General features: G+C 40.3%; 25 protein-coding genes and 2 pseudogenes. 1 reads left to right on the forward strand and 26 read right to left on the reverse strand.

Translation table 11 applies throughout. The features are described from left to right. Positions 1–129: 129 nt before the first annotated feature. The 8 genes and pseudogenes from ACOT8F_RS07485 to ACOT8F_RS07520 form a co-directional block, all read right to left on the reverse strand. On the reverse strand, positions 130–747 hold the full coding sequence (locus ACOT8F_RS07485) for a nucleotidyltransferase family protein (RefSeq protein WP_421650986.1): 618 nt from the start codon (positions 745–747) through the stop codon (positions 130–132). Between the two features lie 132 nt (positions 748–879). Beyond that, a complete protein-coding gene (locus ACOT8F_RS07490) occupies positions 880–1,044 on the reverse strand; it encodes a hypothetical protein (protein WP_421650987.1) in 165 nt (54 codons plus the stop codon). Positions 1,045–1,229: 185 nt separating this feature from the next. After that, a complete protein-coding gene (locus tag ACOT8F_RS07495) occupies positions 1,230–1,931 on the reverse strand; it encodes a cytochrome c biogenesis CcdA family protein (RefSeq protein WP_421650988.1) in 702 nt (233 codons plus the stop codon). A 99-nt stretch (positions 1,932–2,030) separates the two neighbouring features. Further along, positions 2,031–2,210, reverse strand: coding sequence for a hypothetical protein (locus ACOT8F_RS07500; protein WP_421650989.1), 180 nt, complete (start codon positions 2,208–2,210; stop codon positions 2,031–2,033). Between the two features lie 257 nt (positions 2,211–2,467). Further along, on the reverse strand, positions 2,468–3,577 hold the full coding sequence (locus ACOT8F_RS07505) for a lactonase family protein (protein ID WP_421650990.1): 1,110 nt from the start codon (positions 3,575–3,577) through the stop codon (positions 2,468–2,470). A gap of 492 nt (positions 3,578–4,069) precedes the next feature. Then, a pseudogene (locus tag ACOT8F_RS07510) lies at positions 4,070–4,237 on the reverse strand (DUF8821 family protein); the annotation flags it as partial. A 35-nt stretch (positions 4,238–4,272) separates the two neighbouring features. Further along, positions 4,273–4,695, reverse strand: a complete 423-nt coding sequence (locus ACOT8F_RS07515; RefSeq protein ID WP_421650991.1) for a DoxX family protein — start codon at positions 4,693–4,695, stop codon at positions 4,273–4,275. Positions 4,696–4,792: 97 nt separating this feature from the next. Beyond that, the gene (locus ACOT8F_RS07520; protein WP_421650992.1) at positions 4,793–5,272 is read right to left on the reverse strand and encodes a GyrI-like domain-containing protein; all 480 of its coding nucleotides are present in this window, start codon (positions 5,270–5,272) and stop codon (positions 4,793–4,795) included. Positions 5,273–5,381: 109 nt separating this feature from the next. On the opposite strand from ACOT8F_RS07520, the pseudogene ACOT8F_RS07525 reads away from it, so the two are divergent. After that, positions 5,382–5,721 (forward strand): annotated as a pseudogene (locus tag ACOT8F_RS07525) (helix-turn-helix transcriptional regulator); the annotation flags it as partial. 273 nt (positions 5,722–5,994) lie between these two features. Here the strand turns inward: ACOT8F_RS07525 and ACOT8F_RS07530 are convergent. From ACOT8F_RS07530 to hisG, 18 genes are all read right to left on the reverse strand, one after another. Further along, positions 5,995–6,540: a GNAT family N-acetyltransferase gene (locus ACOT8F_RS07530; RefSeq protein WP_421650993.1), complete on the reverse strand. Its 546-nt coding sequence runs from the start codon at positions 6,538–6,540 to the stop codon at positions 5,995–5,997. A gap of 216 nt (positions 6,541–6,756) precedes the next feature. After that, positions 6,757–7,158 carry a cytidine deaminase gene (locus ACOT8F_RS07535; protein WP_421650995.1) on the reverse strand — a complete coding sequence of 134 codons (402 nt, stop codon included), beginning with the start codon at positions 7,156–7,158 and terminating at the stop codon, positions 6,757–6,759. A gap of 222 nt (positions 7,159–7,380) precedes the next feature. Further along, a complete protein-coding gene (locus ACOT8F_RS07540) occupies positions 7,381–8,382 on the reverse strand; it encodes an LLM class flavin-dependent oxidoreductase (RefSeq protein WP_421650997.1) in 1,002 nt (333 codons plus the stop codon). Between the two features lie 332 nt (positions 8,383–8,714). Further along, positions 8,715–9,218: a GNAT family N-acetyltransferase gene (locus tag ACOT8F_RS07545; RefSeq protein WP_421650999.1), complete on the reverse strand. Its 504-nt coding sequence runs from the start codon at positions 9,216–9,218 to the stop codon at positions 8,715–8,717. Between the two features lie 33 nt (positions 9,219–9,251). After that, positions 9,252–9,509 (reverse strand): HPr family phosphocarrier protein, encoded by a 258-nt coding sequence (locus tag ACOT8F_RS07550; RefSeq protein WP_421651478.1) that lies wholly within the window; start codon positions 9,507–9,509, stop codon positions 9,252–9,254. A 193-nt stretch (positions 9,510–9,702) separates the two neighbouring features. Next, positions 9,703–10,653 (reverse strand): DNA-binding protein WhiA, encoded by a 951-nt coding sequence (gene whiA / locus ACOT8F_RS07555; RefSeq protein WP_421651001.1) that lies wholly within the window; start codon positions 10,651–10,653, stop codon positions 9,703–9,705. Positions 10,654–10,694: 41 nt separating this feature from the next. Further along, positions 10,695–11,660 carry a gluconeogenesis factor YvcK family protein gene (locus ACOT8F_RS07560; RefSeq protein ID WP_421651002.1) on the reverse strand — a complete coding sequence of 322 codons (966 nt, stop codon included), beginning with the start codon at positions 11,658–11,660 and terminating at the stop codon, positions 10,695–10,697. Next, on the reverse strand, positions 11,660–12,583 hold the full coding sequence (gene rapZ, locus ACOT8F_RS07565; protein WP_421651004.1) for an RNase adapter RapZ: 924 nt from the start codon (positions 12,581–12,583) through the stop codon (positions 11,660–11,662). Before rapZ ends, ACOT8F_RS07560 begins: the two co-directional genes overlap by 1 nt. 188 nt (positions 12,584–12,771) lie before the next feature. Beyond that, the gene (locus ACOT8F_RS07570; protein WP_421651005.1) at positions 12,772–13,227 is read right to left on the reverse strand and encodes an 8-oxo-dGTP diphosphatase; all 456 of its coding nucleotides are present in this window, start codon (positions 13,225–13,227) and stop codon (positions 12,772–12,774) included. 404 nt (positions 13,228–13,631) lie between these two features. Then, positions 13,632–14,588 carry a thioredoxin-disulfide reductase gene (gene trxB, locus ACOT8F_RS07575; RefSeq protein ID WP_421651006.1) on the reverse strand — a complete coding sequence of 319 codons (957 nt, stop codon included), beginning with the start codon at positions 14,586–14,588 and terminating at the stop codon, positions 13,632–13,634. A gap of 117 nt (positions 14,589–14,705) precedes the next feature. Continuing rightward, positions 14,706–16,145: a tetratricopeptide repeat protein gene (locus ACOT8F_RS07580; protein ID WP_421651007.1), complete on the reverse strand. Its 1,440-nt coding sequence runs from the start codon at positions 16,143–16,145 to the stop codon at positions 14,706–14,708. 222 nt (positions 16,146–16,367) lie between these two features. Further along, positions 16,368–16,997 carry a bifunctional phosphoribosyl-AMP cyclohydrolase/phosphoribosyl-ATP diphosphatase HisIE gene (gene hisIE / locus ACOT8F_RS07585; protein ID WP_421651008.1) on the reverse strand — a complete coding sequence of 210 codons (630 nt, stop codon included), beginning with the start codon at positions 16,995–16,997 and terminating at the stop codon, positions 16,368–16,370. Beyond that, a complete protein-coding gene (gene hisF / locus ACOT8F_RS07590; protein WP_421651010.1) occupies positions 16,994–17,752 on the reverse strand; it encodes an imidazole glycerol phosphate synthase subunit HisF in 759 nt (252 codons plus the stop codon). Before hisF ends, hisIE begins: the two co-directional genes overlap by 4 nt. After that, complete coding sequence (hisA, locus tag ACOT8F_RS07595; protein ID WP_421651011.1) at positions 17,749–18,486, reverse strand: 1-(5-phosphoribosyl)-5-[(5-phosphoribosylamino)methylideneamino]imidazole-4-carboxamide isomerase; 738 nt, start codon at positions 18,484–18,486, stop codon at positions 17,749–17,751. Before hisA ends, hisF begins: the two co-directional genes overlap by 4 nt. 4 nt (positions 18,487–18,490) lie before the next feature. Then, positions 18,491–19,105: an imidazole glycerol phosphate synthase subunit HisH gene (gene hisH, locus ACOT8F_RS07600; protein ID WP_421651012.1), complete on the reverse strand. Its 615-nt coding sequence runs from the start codon at positions 19,103–19,105 to the stop codon at positions 18,491–18,493. A gap of 1 nt (position 19,106) precedes the next feature. Further along, the gene (hisB, locus tag ACOT8F_RS07605) at positions 19,107–19,694 is read right to left on the reverse strand and encodes an imidazoleglycerol-phosphate dehydratase HisB (RefSeq protein ID WP_421651013.1); all 588 of its coding nucleotides are present in this window, start codon (positions 19,692–19,694) and stop codon (positions 19,107–19,109) included. A gap of 12 nt (positions 19,695–19,706) precedes the next feature. Then, on the reverse strand, positions 19,707–20,975 hold the full coding sequence (gene hisD, locus ACOT8F_RS07610) for a histidinol dehydrogenase (protein WP_421651014.1): 1,269 nt from the start codon (positions 20,973–20,975) through the stop codon (positions 19,707–19,709). Beyond that, positions 20,972–21,586 carry an ATP phosphoribosyltransferase gene (gene hisG / locus ACOT8F_RS07615; RefSeq protein ID WP_421651480.1) on the reverse strand — a complete coding sequence of 205 codons (615 nt, stop codon included), beginning with the start codon at positions 21,584–21,586 and terminating at the stop codon, positions 20,972–20,974. Before hisG ends, hisD begins: the two co-directional genes overlap by 4 nt. Positions 21,587–21,605 lie beyond the last annotated feature (19 nt).

The following is a 21,605-nucleotide window of genomic DNA, read 5'->3' on the forward strand; positions in this document are numbered from 1 at the left end:
TGATTTTAAGATTTTTACTTGTCCTGCAATATATATAAATGAATCATTCCTTCATAAAAAAACTTGAGCATTTCAGTGCCCTTTATTAAAGAAATGCGCTCAATAGTTGAAGAAGGAATGGAGTAATCATTATTCATCCCATGGAATAATAAAGAGTTCTGGCCACAATTTACTCCATTTTCCGGCTTTTTTTTCATAAATTTCTCGTGTTATCTGTAACTTGTTAGCCCTTACAATCATACCAAAAAGGTCATTTAGCCCATAAGGTGCGTACACCTCAAATTGGCCATTAGTTCCCTTTCTGACCCCTATAGAAGTTGCTGTTGTTGGCCAACTGTTAATGGCGTCTTCTAATGATTGGTATGGTTCTATCTTATAACCAAACTTGTCCTCATACCAAAGGTGAACTCTCGCTTCATTCTTAACATCTACTTTAAATGGGAGATTATTGAGTAAAGACGTTATTCTGATTTCTAGCTGCTTTTCTTTCTCAAAGCTTAAATTTTCTGCATCATAATAAACAATATCAATGTCCTCAATTCCGTAGTCTAAAGGATTTCCTGATAAATAGTTCCAGACGGTTTGAACCAAGCAACCTGCTCCAATATAGTAATTGTTTAATTCCGATTGTGAAATTTCCAATACTTTCTGCATGTTCTTACTCAAATTTAAAATTTCTTTTAAAATTTCCTTCTGGGAGTTTATATCTTTGTTATGACCATTCATTTTTTCTACTTTATGAATCAATTCATTTGCCTCCTACCAATTGCCATCATACCTTTAAATCTATTAAATCATTGGAGAAATTCATATTTGATGAATGGACTCGGTACAATAAATGATGGAAATTCGAACAAGCTTGGTTTGAATTGAAATTCTTTATATATCTTTTTCCCATACAGTTTCATCTTTATATTGGGTGAGTTCAATCCGGAATTTCTTAATTTCTTCTGTTTGATCAATTAGATTGTTGTTAATTCTTCTTAGTGCGTCAAATAATGCAAAAAAACCAGCAAATATTAATACTCCAAATAAAAGCTCCATTATTACTACACCTACCTATTTAAGTTCAATTAAGTTTAGAATAAATGATATTGGTTAATAATGGAATATTTTATTTATTTTCTTCTTAAGTAAAAAAAGACGCCATAGCGTCCGATTGTGGAAGAGCGTTCTGGAAAATATAAACGCTGGATGTATATTTCAAGAACGCCCTCTTTGCTTTCAAACTAAAAACTTGTAAAACCCCTAAATACATAATTTGATATGAATGCTGTAATTTTTGTCAGCCAACCAAAATATAAAAAAACACCCATGAAAATCATTATATACCCACCAAATTGGTTTATATTTCTATTGTATTTTTTAATCCATTTTGAATTTCCAATGAAAAATGACATTATAAAAAATGGCATTGAAAACCCTAAAACATAAGCAATCATAAAAATTAAACCCTGACCAGTATACAAACCTAAAGTGATAACAGCACCTAATATTGGTCCTACACAAGGAGTCCAACCAGCAGCATATCCTAATCCAATTAAAAAGGAACCTAAATACCCTGAAGGCCTAATCTTAAAAGTGAATTTTCTGTCCACCATTAAAAATTTTGGTTTCAGAATGCCAACAACAATCAAACCAAAAAACACAATTAAAATTGCTCCTATTTTCTGAATTAAATCTTTGTATAGATAGAAAAGATTGCTAATAAATGATGTTGATAATCCAAGAACCACAAATATTATAGAAAACCCGAGCAGGAAGAAAAATGTATGAAGCATTGCACTGCTATTTAATATCGAATTATCTCTTAACTCAACAACCGATATTCCTGTAATATAAGATAAAAATGCAGGGTAAAGCGACAAACAACACGGAGATATAAATGATAAAAACCCTGCCCCGAATGCCAAAAATATATTTAAGTCCACAAATTCATCTCCTATTACCGCGAATATACAATTGGACTGCTGAAACAGTCCATCGTTATTAGATTCTTGCGCCCTTTTGTTTAATAAGGAAAATATTAACTAGTCCTTAAAAATGGTTACATTTTCAATACGAATGGAATCAACTTCACCACAATTTAAACAAAATGTATAGATTTTATTAGAGCCTTTAAGTGACATTTTGCTTGGTTTCACAGGCATGTGATCTGTTGCTTCTGCAAACTCAGCACTTCCACACTTAGTACATTTTTTGTTTTCCATAATAAAATACCTCTCCTCGATAAATAATTGTTGTATCCACTGAACGTAGACGTTCAACGGTTTTCAAAAACACGTTATTTTAATAAACGGATCATAATCACAAGGAAGACTAAAAACGCAGCCTTTTTTTTAAAAAACTTATTGTCTGGGTCCACTTTCTTATTGTCTTTTTCAGTTTTTATTTTCATGGGAGTTGATGATGACTCATACACTAAGAGAAACTTTCTACTCCATCAAATGTGATGGACCAAGTAGAATCAAAGAACAGCCAACCCTTGTGATCCTAAATACGGAAAGTTGGTCCAAGCAGCAATCTGTAATCTGACCAGACTTCCATCATCTTGGATATTAAATACTGAGACTGTACCCTGATTTCCGTTAAGGGTATAAAAATGCCGTCCATCTTTACTCACTCCAACATCAATCGGAAGTCCTGGTGCTGTACCTGAGGGTGTACTTGTAATATGCCTTACCACCGAAAGTGCTCCATTGGGGGCGATTCGATAGGTGGAGATGGTGCCGCTTAAGGTGTTGGTAACATATGCAAAACGTTCATCCCTCGTCGTTACAACCCAGCAAGCAGTCTTATATCCGTTTGGTACAGAGCCACTGATCACATGAAGGATGCCGTCGTTACTCAATGAATATGATGACAACGCATTTGAAGCTGCTTCTGTAACTAATAGGATTCCAGAGGATAGAAAATAAGCTCCCAATGGTCCTTGACCATAAGAATCATTAATGATTGGTCCTGTAACCGTACCATTTTTATTTACATGGAATACACTAAGATGGTTTGAAGTAAGTTCGGATACAAGGATTTTACTGCCATCTGGAGTAAAGAGAACCTGCGCCGGTTGAGCATTGAAAGTGCTGAGAGAATGGGGGGATCCAGGAATAGGAGTAAGGCGTCCGTTAGCATCTATACGAAAACCAGTGATATTGGAGGCAAAGTTGTTAGCAGCATTACCTACATTGGATACATAGACAAGATTACCAAACACATCTACGCTATTGGGCTGAGCACCTCCTGATGGCTTCACATCCACTAGAACGGGTGCTCCGCTGTCGGTAATAATGAAACTGCTGATACTATGGCTGCCCGCGTTAACGGCAAGTAGGAAACGGTCATCACGGGACAAAGTTAGGGCACCTTGTGAGGTAAGAGGATCAACTCCATCGTTTGCTGTTGCAGTGGAGACTTCTCTTGCACCAGTACCCCTGCCATTAGTTGGGTAGGAACCCACAAAGGTAAGCATCCCATTCAAATTCCTATAAAAAGCTATGATTTGATTCATTACTTCATTATTGGTCATCATGTAAACCATACTCGCACTTGTACGAAAGTATTTGTTCATTTTCTGCATTTTATGACTCTCCTCCTTTCATAATTCTATATGGTTCTTTTGCCATTTCAATTCCCAAATTGGATTAAAAGAGAGATGAATTATCACCCGTTTTTCCCACTAACCTGTTAGCTGAATAAAAAAAGGTTGACCAACAGCATCCCTTTCTTTAACATAAGCGCCCGTTTGTTTAAGTACAATATTTCACAAAGTTGATTAAGAATCATATTTAAAATGCAGCACTTCAGCAACAACAGATCAAAGAAGGAAACAATCGCCGAACAAATATCGAAAAAATTCTAAAAGAAATAGATTAATCTCAAAGCATTTTTGCAAGGCTAAATGAATAAAGGTGAATACCTCTTGTAAGAAGGTATTCACCTTTAAATCTTCTTCAATAAAATATATATTTTTCGGCAGCCCCTTGTTTTGTTGGTAAAAGGATCCGTATAACTACCTAATAGAAAGCGAGAAATAATAAATGGTTTTCCCTGCCAGTGTACTGCGCTTAATTTAATATTCTCCTTTAATTACAAAAAACGAGCCCCGAATTGTTCCAGCTAGTTTAGACTTCTGCCTTGCAAACTTAAACTTCCCTTCTAACTCCTTTGGTACCTCCATCCCCTCAGAAAGCTTAAAGCCAACGGCACGCTTCTTAGGGTCATCAACCGTATACATAACAGGAATCCACATTTCACCTAAAAGTCCATCCCTTTTTATAGTTTGCGGCTCTTCGGACGCAGCGCCCATGAAGCGATATTGAGTGCAGCATATGAAAGAGGAAGGATAAAATGAAACCCGTAATCACCATAATCGTCAGCAAACGCATGAGACAAGGCCGCACCAGTCATTAAAAAGAAGAGACCAGCGTGAGCCCATTCTTTAAGTCGAGGAAAGCGTGGCACGACGATTGCGATGACTCCAAGTATTTTCCAAGTCCCGAGAATAGTCGTGATGTATAATGGGTAACCAATATTCGTCACTAACTCAATGTTTCCCCCAATTCGCATCAGTTGCCCGATACCACTTAACGTAATCGCTCCTGCGAGTAGTAATGTGACTGACCAATATGCAATCAATTTGCCTTGGAGCTGGGTTTCTACCTTCGCGGTTGTGTTCACACCAATAACCTTGCTCATTTGATTCCTCCTCATCATTGTTCATCATTGTTTCAAGAGAAAACTTATTCAAGGTTGCAAACTTTCCGAATGATTAACTCTAAATGGACACCTCCTTTTATTTCCTAACAACAGGAATCCACATTTCACCAAAAACTAAGCTGTTTCGCTGCCCCATCTTAACCGTTGCATTTGGCCCACCAACATAGGCAAAATTCTTTGCTTCTGGCAAGACTTGACCAAAGGCAATGCCAGTAAGCTTATTACTCAACTCATCAGCCGTCTTGCCTTCCCCTTTAACAACTAGGTATTCCCCTTTAGGAAATTGGATGACCCTGGATTCTTCTGCTACCGATGCCTCTGTCATGACGCCAGCATAATGCATCATCTTGTTATTCACCGCTTCATTCACGGTAAAAATGTAGTCATTTGTGGCTATGGCTTTTAAAGTGTCGAGCGTTCCATCTTGGCTGACGGTCTGCCAAAAGTCTGCCTTTTCTTTGTTTATGCCAGCAAAGTCCGTGTAATCGCTCTTAAGCTCAGTTCCAATACCTAACACGGTAAAACTGTCTTTTTCTTCTAGAGTATAATCTGCCATATTCAAAACCTTCCTTTTTTTAAATTAATCAAATGATTTGTCTTTTCACTTGATGAGTTTATAATATCCTTAAATCATGTCAAAAAATGATACTGTTTAGGAGGTCCCGATGAAAAAAGTTGAACGGATTAATATCATCATGCGGTATGTCAACAACCGCGCCCACTTTACAATTTCTGAAATCATGCGAGAATTTAACATCTCTGGCCACATGAAATCAACATCTCCCTTATCTAAAGAGCCGTCAGTCTTTAGCTAAAAAATTACTTGGCCTCATCTCAGAAAACCAGCAAGATGACCTTGTTCTTTTAAATCAAATCTTGCTTTTTGAAGAGACAAACCCTAATAATCCCGGCCTGCTTGATCTGTCAGATCTCCACCATCCCATGTTAGAAACACTCATCCAGACCCTTCTTGTGGATAACTATTTATTAATTACCATCAAAGATGTTTATTGCAAAATAAAAGTACATAGTTTTGCAGGGGATTTATGCAGAACCCCAATGCATAAAAAATAGGCTTGCCAGCCCTATAAATAACCTCTACTGTATAACAAATTGGCTACTTTTCCTAGGTGGGGATATCAAGGTCAGGGAAGTGCGTTTCCTTCAAGAACTTTTTCCTCTGACTTTAGCCAGGAAAAGCCACTGAAACAGTCCATCTCTGTTCCATTCTTACGCCCTTTTCTTTTATAATTTTAAGCCCAGATTCTCTTTCAATCCTTATCCATTAAATCTTCCCATTAAAATGGTATTATAATAATTCCCGTCAGATAAAACTTTGTCCTTTTTTAAAATACCCTCCACTTCAAACCCATATTTTTCATATAGTTTTATAGCTTTGTCATTGGTTTCGAGTACACTTAAAGTTATCTTTTTAATTCCGTTTGATTCAGCCCAATGAATAGATTCTTTTAGAAGGTTTTTTCCTATACCATAACCCCAATATTCCTTTAAGACACAAACGCCAAATTCTACTTTATGAGATAATCTTTTTAATTTGTTTCCTTCACATCTGGAAAAACCTACAATACTCTTATTAACTTTAACAACTAAAAACAAATTGCCGCTACTATCTGTATCATCTTTTATTAATTGTTTAAAACCTGCTTCATCTATGTATGCCTCGCCCTTTTCTCTATCTAAATATTCTGTTTCGCCATCTATCTCCAATCTTATTTCTGACATTTTTTTTGCATCCACTTCTATTGCAGACCTAATAATATATCGTAAATCCTTAACTAAAAATGCCTTTTGATTAATCCTCATTACAATTTCCCTACCTTCATTGGTACATCCTACACAACAACAAATATTTCAAAATTACCTTATTTGAACTATTGCATCACTCCAAAATATGGACCTTAAATCCAAAAAGAGCATAATTCTTTCTATAAGAAAGCGCCCCTTTGCAGAATAAAGTCATAATTATTGATTCTTTTGGAAGAGACAGGGTTTATACCAAATTCTTTTTGTCAGAGAGTACTATTCTTCATATGCCTCTAGCCAATGAAATGGTTGTAATTCCTTAAGTGTTTTGAAGACGAGATCCCCATTTGGATTTGTAACAGCTGCTTTTAGGTCTGTTCCCCAATAACGAAATCTTTCTTGGCATATCCCACAAGGTGTTAATATTTTAAAGCCTAAATTTTCGTCATCTCTAACAACACAAATGGTATGTGTAATTTTAGCATTTAGCTTGTGTGCTTCAAGAATAGCACCTGTTTCTATACATAATTCTGTTCCTGCGTTGATTACTTCTGGTGCAACACTGGTAAGTATTTCACCATCTTCTGTAAACGCGGCAGTTGCACCACCCCATCCAGTAGGATATCTATTTTCAATCAAGTCTATAGCTGCTTCATACAATCTCTGACCAATCTCCAATTTTATTCCTCCCTTGTAACTAATTTAATGATTACATTTTTACAATTTTTATTCAATTATATGGCCCGATTGTTGAACTAAAATATTAAACGCAATTATCCATCTTACATTTTCTTTCAACGCACATGGAAAGTTGATTTATTGATACAAATCATTCATTTTTACATTCAAAAAAACCGGCCTCCTTAATAGAAGAAGTCCGGTTTTATAGGTTTACCTCATTTATTTCCCATCCACAATTTCTTTAAAGATTTGATAAGACCGTTTTTGTTTTTCAGGATCATAGATATAGGAAACAGCCATGATTTCATCTATATCATACTTTTCCTGGAAATTAGTTAATTGTGCCTTTACTGTTTCTTTACTGCCCATAAACGTCACACTTGACATCGAGGAAGCCATTTCTTTCTCTTGCTGACTCCATATGTTATCCATGTTATCCACTGGCGGCTGCAATGGTGTTCTTGAACCTCTGACGACATTTAAGAAAAATTGCTTCATCGTTGTTGATTCTCTTTTTGCTTCTTCATCTGTTTCAGCTGCAATAACATTTAAACAAATCATCATATACGGAGAATCCAGATATTCGGAAGGCTGGAATCGATTGCGATAAATCGAGATGGCTTCCTCCATTTGTCCGGGTGCAAAGTGTGCGGCAAACACATAGGGCAATCCTAATTTTGCCGCTAAATAGGCTGAGTCTGTCGATGATCCTAAAATATATAACGGAATATTCGTTCCAACACCTGGATACGGTTTGACAAATCCTTGTTTTTGTTCAGGCCCAAAGTAAGTAAGCAAGGAATTGACATCCTCAGGAAAAGTATAAACGGGATCAAACTGTGAACGTCTTAATGCATTTGCTGTCTTCATATCGGTACCTGGTGCTCTGCCAAGTCCCAGGTCTAAACGGTTTGGATAAATGGTCGCCATTGTTCCAAATTGTTCGGCAACAACGAGTGGAGAATGATTGGGCAGCATGACCCCTCCAGATCCAACGCGGATGGTTTTGGTATGCTCCAATGTATGTTTAATTAAAATGGAGGTCGCTGAACTTACAAGTGTAGGAGTATTGTGATGTTCAGCAATCCAATATCGTTTATAACCCATTTCCTCTGTAGCTTGTGCTAAATCAACCATTGCATCAATCGCTGATTTCGGTTCCTGTCCTTGACGAATCGGGGCAAGGTTTAAGACAGAAACAGGTATATTTATATTTGTCATTTCTATTGATCCTTTCCAAATCTTTATATCAGTATGGTATCAATTTACGCTTTAGAAAGAAATTAATACGCTTAAAGCGGCAAGTTACCTTCTGATATGTAATTCACCCGGATTTTGAAAACTCGAACAATGGTCTGCTTATAAACATGTTCTGATTCCAATAATTTGTCCAAACGGCACAAAAAACAAAAGGTCCGTTTTAACTGGCCTCATCCACCCTCTTTAACATCTTCATTTTACCTGCTTAAAAGTGAATTTTGCAATACTGCCTGCCCAGAGCCTTAAGAACTGTACCCCACACTTTAAATTCCTGCAAAAAAGGCAGAGATATCTCACCCTCTGCCTTTTTGTCCTTTAACAAAGCCTAAACCGGATCTGCTTATTTGCTGCTGTTTTTCCAAGCATGTAATCCACAAATCCGGCTGTACCATGACATCCTTCGTTTTAACAAATCCCATTTTCAAATACAGATTAATGGCAGGCTTATTAAGCGTGCCAGTAGAAACCTTCCACTTATTGATCCCGCGTTCTGCTTTCTCTGCTTCCAGCATCAGCCCCTGGGCTATACCTTTTTTGAAAAAGGAAGGGTGAACAGCCACTCTGCAGATGATCATTTCATCTCCCTCTACTTCATAGGAGAGAAAGCCCGCCAGTTCCTCCTCTAAAAAGTATCCGAGGAATGTTTCTCCGCAGTTCATTAGGGAAGCGGCGGTATCTTTTAAAGGCGGAATTTCCGCAGAGCCTATGTAGCCTGCCTCCACATGATAAGAGGGAATTTGAACATTAAGAACAGTTTCAGCAGTCTGGCAATCAGTTATATCCAGCAGCATGATCATGGTTTAAAAAATAGACAGTCATATGACTGCCTATTAGCCTTCCTGCTGTACATAGGCAGTTAATGACTCCAGCGCTTCCTCTTCATCGGTTCCTTCGGCAATAAGGGAAATAATAGTGCCTGAGCTGATCGCCAGGCTCATTAATCCCATAATGCTTTTTGCATTGACTTTTTTGCCGTCTTTTTCAAGAAAAATATCGGATGCAAAATGGTTGGCCTCCTGAACAAAAAGGGCAGCCGGGCGTGCTTGTAAACCGGTTTTTAACAGAACTTCTATTTTTTTCTCTACCATCTTATTCCCCTCTTTCAATTCTTTCATTTTGGCTGTTTTCGCAAAGATGTAGGTATTCGTAAATTTTTTTGTCACGCTGAAAGACTTTCTTCACGGCATCATTTCTTGAAGTTTGCGAAAAAACCTGTTTGGAAGTCAGCAAAGAGAGTGAAAGCAGCAGCGTTTAAAAAGGAGCCTTATGAAAAGAGCCTTCTCATTTTAAAGAAAGCGGCTGGCCGGCTCTAAGTTGTTCTGCAATCTGATCGAGTTTTCTCAAACGGTGATTAATGCCGGATTTGCTTATTTTGCTTCCAGATACCATTTCCCCTAATTCCTTTAATGTAACCTCCTGATAGTCCACTCTCAGTCTCGCGATTTCACTAAGCTTTCCTGGAAGGGCATCAAGACCGATTTTTTCGTCAATAAACCGGATGTTTTCAACTTGTCTTAAAGCAGCCCCGATTGTCTTATTCAGATTAGCGGTCTCGCAATTGACTAGCCTGTTTACGGAGTTTCTCATATCTCTGACAATCCGCACATCTTCAAAGCGGAGCAGAGCGCTGTGAGCCCCAATTATACTGAGAAAATCAGCGATCTTTTCTGCTTCTTTTAAGTAGGTAATGTAGCCTTTTTTTCTTTCAAGCGTCTTGCTGTTGAGACGAAACGTATTCATTAACTCACACAGGGAATCGTTATGCTCTTTGTAAAGTGAAAAGATCTCCAGATGGTACGAAGAGGTTTCAGGATTATTCACTGATCCTCCTGCAAGAAAAGCCCCTCTCATATAAGAGCGCTTACAGCATTTTTTAGCTACAAGTTCAGGGGATATGGTTCTTCCAAATGTAAAATTTTCCCCCATGATTTTCAAATCTTCGAGAATTTCACGAGTATCTTTTACGATCCGGACAATGTACACATTGTTTTTCTTCAGTCTCATTTTCTTTCTGACCAGAAGTTCAACAGCCGCATCATATTGACGCTTCAAGAGCGTATAAATTCTTCTCGCAATGGCAGCATTTTCTGTTTGTATATCAACAATCATCTTTCTATTTGAAAATGATAGGGATCCATTCATCCTGATGAGCGCAGACAATTCTGCCTTGAGGCAGCATGCCTTAACTTCTATGTTGGTCAGTTCTTTTTTTGTTTCAGATGCAAAAGACATCTTCTGCACCTCCAATCTTTGCTGTGTGCATGCGGTTGCACCTATGATTGGTCTTGAAGGATGCTATAAAGCAGTCTTGCCACTTTGTTTGTATCATGCCTGATGACGTTGTTGTCATAGGATACAATCTGTTCATGGACAACTTCTAAACCGAGAGCTTCCAGTTCTTCAGGATCACAGGTAACCGGTTCTGCCAGCTCTTCCTCGTAGCGTTCCTTAATGGAATCAGGAATCGTTTCTTTATTCACAAGCACTGTGTTGATGAAGGCACAATCCATATGGTCGTATAATGCTTTAATATGATCCGTTGCAGTATAGTTAAGGGTTTCGCCTGCCTGGGTCATCACATTGCAGATATATACCTTCTTCGCCTTCGACTTGCAAACTTCCTTCCCAATTTTAGGAACGAGGAGATTTGGCAGGATGCTAGTATATAAACTTCCTGGCCCAAGAATAATTAATTCGGCTTCGCGAATGGCTTCAAGGGTTTCAGGCAATGGTTCAATTTTTTGAGGAGTTAAGAAAACCCTCTTGATTCTTTTTCCCGAATAAGGGATTTTGGATTCACCACTAACCACAGAGCCATCATCCATTTCAGCATGAAGGAAGACACTGCGGTTCGCTGCGGGCAGCACTCTGCCCCGAACATTCAATACTTTGCTCATTTCACGGATTGCGTGAGTAAAATCACCCGTGATGTTCGTCATAGCAGCAAGGATCAGATTGCCTAACGAGTGGCCCGTAAGACTGTTTCCTTTATTAAATCGGTGCTGAAACAGTTCTTCGACCAGCGGCTCGACATCTGATAAGGCTGCAAGCACATTTCTTATGTCGCCAGGAGGCGGTATTTTTAATTCATCGCGGAGCCGGCCTGAGCTTCCCCCGTCATCTGCAACAGTTACAATAGCAGTTATATCTAAAGGATATTGCTTCAGTCCTCGCAAGAGCACGGACAGACCGGTTCCGCCGCCAATAATAACAATTTTTGAATTCCTGGATGTTTCCACTAGCGCTGCTTTCTTTTATCAATATCACGATGAGTCACGTGTGTTTGATAATCTTTCATATAGTGTTTATGGATGTATTCAGCTAATGTTACGGAACGATGCTGGCCTCCTGTGCAGCCGATCGCAATAACAAGCTGGCTTTTCCCTTCCCTTTTATAATAAGGAAGCATAAATGAAAGCAAATCCAATACTTTTTCAAGAAACTTTGATGTTTCATTCCATTTCAGCACATATGAAGAAACTTCTTCTTCAAGACCTGTTTTCAGCCTCATATGCTCAATATAATGGGGATTCGGAAGAAATCGGACGTCAAAAACCAGGTCCGCATCTATCGGAATGCCATATTTAAAACCGAAAGACATCACATTTACTGTAAATGTCTGCTCAGAGCTTGATGCAAACTGATTTAATATTTTTTCGCGCAGTTCGCGCGGCTTTAAATCAGATGTATCAAAAATAAGCTGTGCCCGTCCTTTCAGCTCTTCCAGAAGTTCCCGTTCTATTCGGATCCCTTCAAGAGGAAGGCCTGTGGATGCAAGCGGATGTGAACGCCTTGTTTCCTTGTATCTTGTAACAAGAGTCGAATCCTTTGCATCAAGGAAAAGGATTTGCGGCGTAATCCATGACGTTTCTGAAATATCGTCAAGAGCTTGGAACAGACTGTCAAAAAACTCTCTGCCGCGAAGGTCCATTACCAGCGCAACCTTGTTCATTTTTGAACCTGATTCTTTCATAAGCTCCAAAAATTTTGGCAGCAGGGTTGGAGGAAGATTGTCTACACAAAAGAAACCGAGATCTTCAAAGCTTTGAATGGCGACTGTTTTTCCCGCACCGGACATCCCGGTAATAATAATCATCTGAATATCAGAAGGAGTGGTCAATTCCTGCTCCTGCTTCGTGTCGTTGCTGCCTATCAGTTCCATCGTTTCCTCCTCTCTTGGCTGAAAATCAGCCAGCTGGCAATTTAGCCTATCTATTTTTTTAAGGCTCTTATCTTAAACGTTATTGCTCTTCATTATAAGAAAAGATGCCACGAAATAAATCTTTATGCGTATTTAAACCCATAAGAACAGCAACCCTCTTTGCGAAAACAGCCTTTTCTAAAACAGCATTAGTTTTCAAGCCGATGTGAAATCAGTTCAAAATCATTTGTATAAGTAAAGGTTCCATATAGTATCCCAGACTCCTTCAGCATGAAATCAAAAATATGATAATCACCTGGAGCCATAGGAAGATCTTTTATCTTATCGATCTCATGCCACGCAAGCCTGCCTTCTTCTGATTCCAATACATTTTCTCCGCTGAATTCTTCAGCAAAAAAGGTGTACATCATCCATTCATTGATGATCTTCCCGTCCTCTTCAATGAGAATGGTAAAGATCCCTCTGATTTGAGGGTTTTTTAAATATATGCCTGTTTCCTCACGATATTCGCGGACTGCAGATTCTTTAACTGATTCACCTTGTTCCATTTTGCCGCCCGGTGCAACCCACCAGCCTCTTCTCGGCTTTTGCAGAAGCAAGACCTTATTTCCATCACGCAGTACACAGTTCGTTACTCTTTGCAATGTCTTTCACCTCAAGTTTTGTCGAAAAACATTTTCGTTCACTTTATTATACTATGGAATAGAGACACTCACAATGAACAGGCTGTGCCGAACTATATATTAATCATTACGGGAAATCAGGGGGAAAAGTTTCAAATTGTAAGAGCCAGGTATATAAAAAAATGGACAAGTTAAATTGGGGAGATGAGGCTGGAAAATAGCCAGACGAAAATGCTCCATAGTCCCCAGTTTCCTGCACAAAAAAGGAGCACAGGAAAGGGCACCTGTGCTCTTCAAACTTAATTTATAAAAGGGGGTCAATTACTATTTTAATAATACCCCACGATTGTTTCAGTGGTGTTACAGCATGGTTAAAACATAATTACGTTTCAAGGGATAATTGTGTAAATATTTGTTTCAGCCGATTATGCTTCTTTTACAGCTTTCAGCTGCTCGTTTAATTCTTCTACAAAATGCTGAGCACTTTGAGCGGCAATACTGCCATCTCCCGTTGCGGTAACAATTTGGCGAAGAGACTTTTCACGGATGTCTCCTGCTGCGAAAATGCCTGAAACTTTTGTTTCCATTTTGGCATTTGTTTCGATGTAGCCATTTTCATTCAGAATTCCGAGATTTGCAAACGGTTTGGACAATGGCACAAGGCCTATATAAATGAACACTCCGTCAGCCTTGAATGGCTGTTCTTCTCCAGTTTGCGTGTTAACAAGCACAACACTTCCAACCTTGCCGTTCTCTTCTTTAATTTCTTTAATCGTATGATTCCAGATAAAGTCTACTTTTTCGTTATCAAACGCACGCTGCTGCAGAATTTTTTGGGCACGAAGCTGGTCGCGTCTGTGCACAATAGTAACCTTGGAAGCAAATCGTGTTAAATAAACGCCTTCTTCAACAGCAGAATCTCCTCCGCCTACTACAACAAGCTCTCTGTTTTTAAAGAAAGCTCCGTCACAGACTGCACAGTAAGATACACCGCGACCGCCCAATTCATTTTCGCCTGGAACACCGATTTTTTTATACTCCGCTCCCGTTGAAATAATAATGGAACGGGCTTTATATTCTTTGCTTCCGGACTTGATGATTTTATATTCGCCTTCATCAATTATTTCTTTAATGTCGCCATATGCATATTCAGCACCGAATTTCTTCGCATGATCAAACATTTTGGTAGAAAGTTCAGGACCGAGAATGCTGTCAAAGCCAGGATAATTTTCTACATCTTCCGTATTGGCCATTTGGCCGCCGGGCACACCGCGCTCTATCATTAAAGTAGACATGTTTGCTCTTGATGTATATACAGCTGCCGTAAGTCCCGCAGGACCTGCCCCAGCGATAATGACGTCGTAAATCTTTTCTTCTGACATGAGCTTCACTCCTTGTATGATTTAACCTATAGGACATTTCAAATAAGATTTAAATTTATTATTCCCTACAAATATCCTATTAAATAAGATAAAATCATGCTAATTATTTGCTCATGTTTATAGAGATTTTATAAATCGTTCATATTTGGTTAGGGTTGCAACAGATATTCCAAATTTTTCAGCCGTTTCAGATTTAGTCAGCCTGCCTGTATGCTGCATCCCCAGCAGATAAAACACAGCTGCTGCCCATGCGTGATAATTCCTCAGGTTCTTTTCTTTTTTTCTTGCTTTCAGCATCGTTCCGAAAAGGAACAGGTAAGGATTTTCTTCAGCTGAACGAAGATGGCGGTGCAGCAGCTTAGCTGCATTAAACATGTGCGCTGCTTCATCATTCCCCGTCATACCGGGATGCTCAGAAAGAGAAAGGGAAATGAAGCTTTTTTCTACTGGAGATTGAGGGACCAAAGATTCATATTCCTTTATCTCGTCAAACCGCTTCGCCTGAGCCGCAAGGAAAACAAGCGTCAGTCTATGTTCAATGCTTTTTCTATCCTGCGCATTTTCTTCGTTCCATGGTTCAGACCCTTTTTTGGATGGATTCTCTATTAAAACACGTTCCCACGCATTTTTGGCCATTTCATGATGATTCGTATAGAAAGCAGAATACGATAGCCAGTAAAAGAAAGTATCGTCGCCTTCGAAACCTTGTTTGTACAAGGAACGGAGCCATTTATAAGCCAGATCGTATTTTCCTACAAGCGCAAATGTCGCACCAAGTTTATAGCGATGCTCCACAAGAATTGGATGAACATTTGAAAGCTTTTCTACAAGCTCCATGACAAGCTTATCTTGTCTTTCATAATAATAAAACACAAGAAGGTTACAAAAAGCATGAAGATTGCCAGGATTTTTTTGAAGAACAACCTCAAGATTTTCCTTAGCTTTATCTACATCTCCTGAATAAAAATAAGCCAGGGACAAATTATTGTAGGCAGACCAAAACTCAGGGTACTCTGTTGTTATTTCCAATAAGAGCTTAATGGCCTCTTCCAGCTCACCGCTCTCGAGCATAGATCTTGCCGTATCCTGCTTCATGATCAAGTCATCGTTATCTTCGAAACCTATGCCTTCTTCTTCTCCTTCTATTGTAAGCAATTCCATCAGATCATCGTTGTCAGCAGCAAATTCACCGTCTGGATCTTTTTCGGAGTAAAGACTGGCACATTTATAAGCTTCATGGAATAATCCGAGATGAGCGTAGTTATTCGCCATAAAATAGTGGCATTCAGTCGAATCCGGATCTACTTTATTCAGAATTCTCTTTAATATATCATTGGATTCATGATAATTACCCAGTTCTGTGAGGACAATAGCCAATTGGGAAAGAATCGTGGAATGTTCTGGCTCCAGTTCGGCTGCACGCCTAAGCAATTTGCAGGCTTTTTGAACGTTTCGTTCACGATATGCTTTTAACCCTTTTTTAAGGTAATAATGTCCGTCCTGGAAAAAAGGGACAACTTGAGCTTTATGCTGTCTTTCATATATATGTTTCCCCACGGAAATCCTCCATTTCATACATTTAACCGTACGTAAGTATACCATAGATTAACAAGCGCACAATAGGTACGATGTCATTTATCCATGAAAAAACAAAAATGCCACTGAATTTCCTTTTCAGCTTCCATTCTTCCCCTTCTCTTTCCATTTTAAAAGGAGCGGAACATGTCTGCCCACTCCTTTTTAAACGTTTTTTTCTATATGCTGTTTTGATTCTTCAATTTACTTATCCTGATGCCTTTCTTCAAGTACTTGAAGAATTTGATCAAACGGAAGCTTTTGCTCTCTAAGAAGCACCATTAAATGAAACAGAAGATCCGCTGCTTCCCATTTCAATTCTTCATGGCTGCGGTTTTTGGATGCAATGATGACCTCAGCAGCTTCCTCGCCGACCTTTTTCAGGATTTTATCAACACCTTCTGAGAAGAGGTAGGTTGTATAAGCACCTTCAGGCATTTCAGCTTCTCTTTCCGCAATCACTTTTTCAAGGGTGTTCAGTATGCTGAAGCGATCTGTGTTTTTAGAAAAACTGTTTTCCTTTCCTTTTTCTGAAAAACAGGAATATGCGCCTGTATGACAGGCTGGACCAGCAGGCTCTACAAGCAAGAGGACAGCGTCTTGATCACAGTCATAGCGGACCTCCTTTACTGCCTGTGTATTGCCTGATGTTCCTCCCTTATGCCAAAGCTCCTGGCGTGACCTGCTGTACAACCAGGTTTCACCAGACTCAAGTGTTTTTTCAAAAGCTTCTTTGTTCATATAAGCAAGAGTAAGCACTTCTTTACTGATGGCATCCTGGATGATTGCCGGTACAAGCCCTTTTTCATCAAATTTGATTTCCTCTGCATTCATCGAATTCTCACTCCTCTTTCTTTCAATTCATTCTTAACTTCCTTAACGGACGTTTCTTTATAATGAAAAATGGATGCAGCCAGTGCAGCATCTGCTTTGCCTGATGTGAAAGCCTCGTAAAAATGGCTAGCATTTCCTGCTCCGCCTGAAGCAATAACTGGAACGGAAACAGACTCGCTTACTAGTGATGTGAGGTCAAGATTAAAGCCGGATTTGCCGCCGTCATTATCCATGCTCGTCAAAAGAATTTCTCCAGCGCCTCTTTTCACTGCTTCCTTAGCCCACTCAACAGCTTCCCATTCCGTTTTTGTTCTGCCTCCATGGGTATAAACCCTGTATCCTTTAAGCTCTTCATCGTATTTGGCATCGATTGCTGCCACAATGCACTGAGAACCGAAAAAACGCGCTCCCTCAGTAATCAGTTCTGGATTTAAAACTGCAGCAGTATTGAGGGACACTTTGTCGGCACCGGCTCTTAGAATTTTTTTCATATCCATAAGAGTATTGATCCCGCCTCCAACGGTAAAAGGAATCGCAAGGCGCGCTGCCGTTTCTTCTACAACATGAACCATCGTTTTCCGACCTTCATGGGAGGCGGAGATATCAAGAAACACAAGCTCGTCTGCTCCTTCTTCATCGTAAAAAGAGGCAAGCTCTACCGGATCACCAGCATCTCTTAGCTCAACAAACTGAACACCTTTCACAACCCGGCCGTCCTTTACATCAAGACATGGAATAATCCGTTTTGTAATCAACTCTCTGATACCTCCCTTAAGGCATCCTCCAGGCTGAACCTTTTTTCGTATAAGGCTTTACCGATAATTGCTCCTGCAACTCCGTCTGACGCGTGTTTTTTCAGCTCCAATAAATCAAAAATGCTGCTGACTCCGCCTGAAGCAATGACTTCTTTCCCTGTTAACCGGGCAAGCTCTGCAATGGCTTTTGTATTCGGACCGGAAAGCATCCCATCTGTTGCAATGTCAGTAAAGATGAAGGTTTCAGCCCCGTGGCCAGCAAGCTCCATACCAAGGTCAGAAGCCTTAATTTCAGAGGTCTTCAGCCATCCTTCTGTAGAAACAAAGCCATCCTTAGCGTCCAGTCCAACTGCAATTTTACTCCCATATTCCCGGAGCATTTTTTTCACAAAATCAGGGTTTGAAATTGCCGAACTGCCAAGAATCACTCTTGCGATTCCCTTGTCCAGATAATACGCAACATCCTCTTCCGTCCTGACTCCCCCGCCGATCTGCACTTTGGCCTTAAGCCTTTCTGCTGCTTCTTCCACAAACCTGTGATTCACTCTTTTGCCCTCTTTTGCGCCGTCAAGGTCGACCATATGTATCCACTCAGCGCCCTCCTCTGAGAACAAGGCGGCCATCTCATAAGGAGAATCGCCATACACCGTTTCTTTTTCGTAATCGCCCTGCAACAGCCTCACACACTTGCCGTTTCTTATATCAATAGCCGGATATAAATGAAATGAGTTCATGCTTTCACCTTCCTTCTGCGATGGCAGCAAAATTCCGTAAAATCTGCAAGCCTGCGCTGCTGCTTTTTTCAGGATGAAATTGTGTTCCGTATACCAGTTCCTTGCCAACGATCGCAGGCACCTCTACTCCATAAGAGACACTTGCCAAAATAGCATCCTTTTTTGCCTCGTTTACATAATAGGAGTGAACGAAATAGGCATGATCCTCATCAGTAATGCCTTCTAAAAGGGGGCTTCTCTTCTGGATAGTGAGTCTGTTCCATCCCATATGAGGAACCTTCAGCTCATGATTCGGGATGTGCCTGACCGTTCCTTTTAGTAATGAAAGGCCTTCCGCAAACCCGTTTTCTTCACTCGCTTCAAACAAAAGCTGCATGCCGAGGCATATGCCAAGAAGAGGCTTTTCCTCTTTGACCATTTCATGAATAAATGAATCAAGACCTGTCAATTTCAAGTGATCCATTGCATCCTTGAAAGATCCGACTCCAGGGAGAATATAGCTGTCTGCTTTTTTCAGCTCATCCTGATCAGGGGAAACAAAATAAGGAACATCCATTCTTTCCATCGCTTTTGTGACGCTGAAAATATTGCCCATTCCATAATCAATGATTCCAATCATATCACAGCATCCCCTTCGTTGATGGTACACCTTTCACTCTGGGATCCAGCTGCACTGCTTCATCAAGCGCTCTTGCCATTGCTTTAAACACAGCTTCAATCATATGGTGGGTGTTATGGCCGTAATGCACAATAACATGCAGGTTAATCCGCGCTTCAAGAGCAAATTTCCATAAAAATTCGTATACGAGCTCCGTATCAAATTTCCCTACTTTGGCACTTGGAAAAGAGCCCTTCAATTCGAAGTGAGGACGGTTGCTGAGATCAACGACAACCTGCGCCAAGGCGTCATCCATCGGGACAAAGCAGGAACCGTAGCGTTTAATCCCCTTTTTGTCGCCAAGCGCTTCCCGGAATATATGCCCAAGACAGATGCCAATGTCTTCAGTCGTATGGTGATCATCAACCTCTACATCCCCTTTTGCATCAATTTTCAAGTCGAAATGGCCATGACGGGCAAAAAGGTCAAGCATATGTGTTAAAAAAGGGACACCTGTCTCTAGTTCAGCTTTTCCCTCTCCATCAATATTCAATTCAGCTGAAATTTTTGTTTCATTGGTATTCCTAGTAATTTGAGCAGTCCGTGTCACCTTGATCCCTCCTTATTTAAGTCGTTCTTCTATCGCTCTGGCGTGGGCCTCAAGCCCTTCGTATCTCGCAAAACCAGCAATCTTTTTGGCATTCTCCGAAAAGGATTCCCTGCTGTAGTAAATAACACTCGATTTTTTCATAAAATCGTCCACATTCAGAGGGCTTGAAAAACGGGCTGTCCCGTTTGTCGGGAGAACATGATTCGGTCCGGCAAAATAATCTCCTACCGGTTCTGAGCTGTATCTTCCAAGGAAAATAGCTCCTGCATGCCGAATCTGCCCTAAAAGTTCCAGCGGCTGTTCAGTCAAGATTTCCAAATGCTCCGGTGCGAGTTCATTTACAATTTTAATAGCCTGGCTCATGTCTTCTGCAACATAAATGTGCCCGTAATCTTCTATTGAAGCCTGAGCAATCTCTTTTCTGGGCAGAAATTCAAGCTGTTTTTCAGTTTCAAGGCTGACTTCCCGCGCAAGCTCCATCGAATCTGTTACCAGCACACTGGAAGCCATCCGGTCATGTTCTGCTTGTGATAATAAGTCTGCAGTGATTTCATTGGCTTTTGCGCTTGCATCCGCTAGTACGACAATCTCACTTGGCCCTGCGATCATATCAATATCAACCGTCCCAAAAACCTCCCGCTTTGCGAGTGCGACATAGATATTTCCCGGCCCCGTAATTTTGTCAACCGGCTCAAGAGATTCTGTACCATAAGCGAGTGCCGCAATTGCCTGGGCCCCGCCAGCCATGTAGATTTCTTTGACCCCCAGAACATAAGCTGCCGCAAGAACTCCTGCAGGAAGCGACCCGTTTTTAGCAGGAGGCGAGGCCAGTACAATCCGTTCTACCCCCGCAACTTGTGCTGGGATAACATTCATCAGAACGGAAGAAGGATAAGCTGCCGTTCCCCCTGGAACATAAACGCCGACAGAATCAAGAGGTGTCATTTTCTGGCCAAGCATCGTCCCCTTTTCATCTGTTGTAAACCATGACTTCTGCTTTTGCTGGCTATGGAAAAAACGGATGTTCTCTGCTGCTTCGGTTATTATATCCTTTAACTCTTCTCCAATTTGATCGTAGCCCCTTTTTATTTCATCCTCTGTTATTTTAAGAGATTCCAATTTCACCTTGTCGAACGCCTCAGTATAAGAAAGCACCGCCTCGTCTCCGGTATTTTTTACTTTCTCAATGATGTTTCTGACAGCGTTCCGCTGTTTATCTGTCCCATTGTCAAGAGATCTTTTAATAGAAGGCGAAAGACTCGAGATTCTCGTTATTTTCATAACTCTTCCCCTTCCACAACGCTTGACATCCTTCCGACCAGGTGATCAATTTGCTTATCCTTCATCCTGTAGCTTACTGGATTTACGATAAGTCTTGATGTGACCTCACAAATTTTTTCATATTGGACAAGGCCGTTCTCTTTCAGTGTTCTGCCAGTAGAAACAATATCCACGATCCGGTCAGCGAGACCGACAAGCGGTGCAAGCTCAATCGAACCATTCAGTTTAATAATCTCGACCTGCTCGCCTTTCCCCCTGTAAAATCCTGAAGCAATACCTGGATATTTGGTTGCGATTTTAGGAGCCACATCATTCAGCTTAGTATCAGGAATTCCTGCTACAGCAAGATGGCAGCGGCTGATTTTCAGATCCAGAACCTCATAAACATCCCGTTCTTCCTCAAGCAATACATCCTTTCCTGCAATTCCAATGTCTGCAACGCCATGCTCTACATAGGTTGAAACATCCATTGGCTTCGCTAAAAAGAAGCGCAAATTTTCTTCTGGAATATCCAAAATCAGCTTTCTTGAGTCATCAAATTCGGGTGGCAGCCGATAACCAGCCTTTCTGAGAAGATCAGCTGCCTCTTCAAAAATCCGTCCCTTTGGCATGGCGATTGTTAAAACGCTT

Origin of the sequence: Chryseobacillus diguaensis (assembly GCF_049220665.1) — a bacterium.
In the GTDB taxonomy this organism is placed as follows: domain Bacteria; phylum Bacillota; class Bacilli; order Bacillales; family Bacillaceae; genus Metabacillus_B.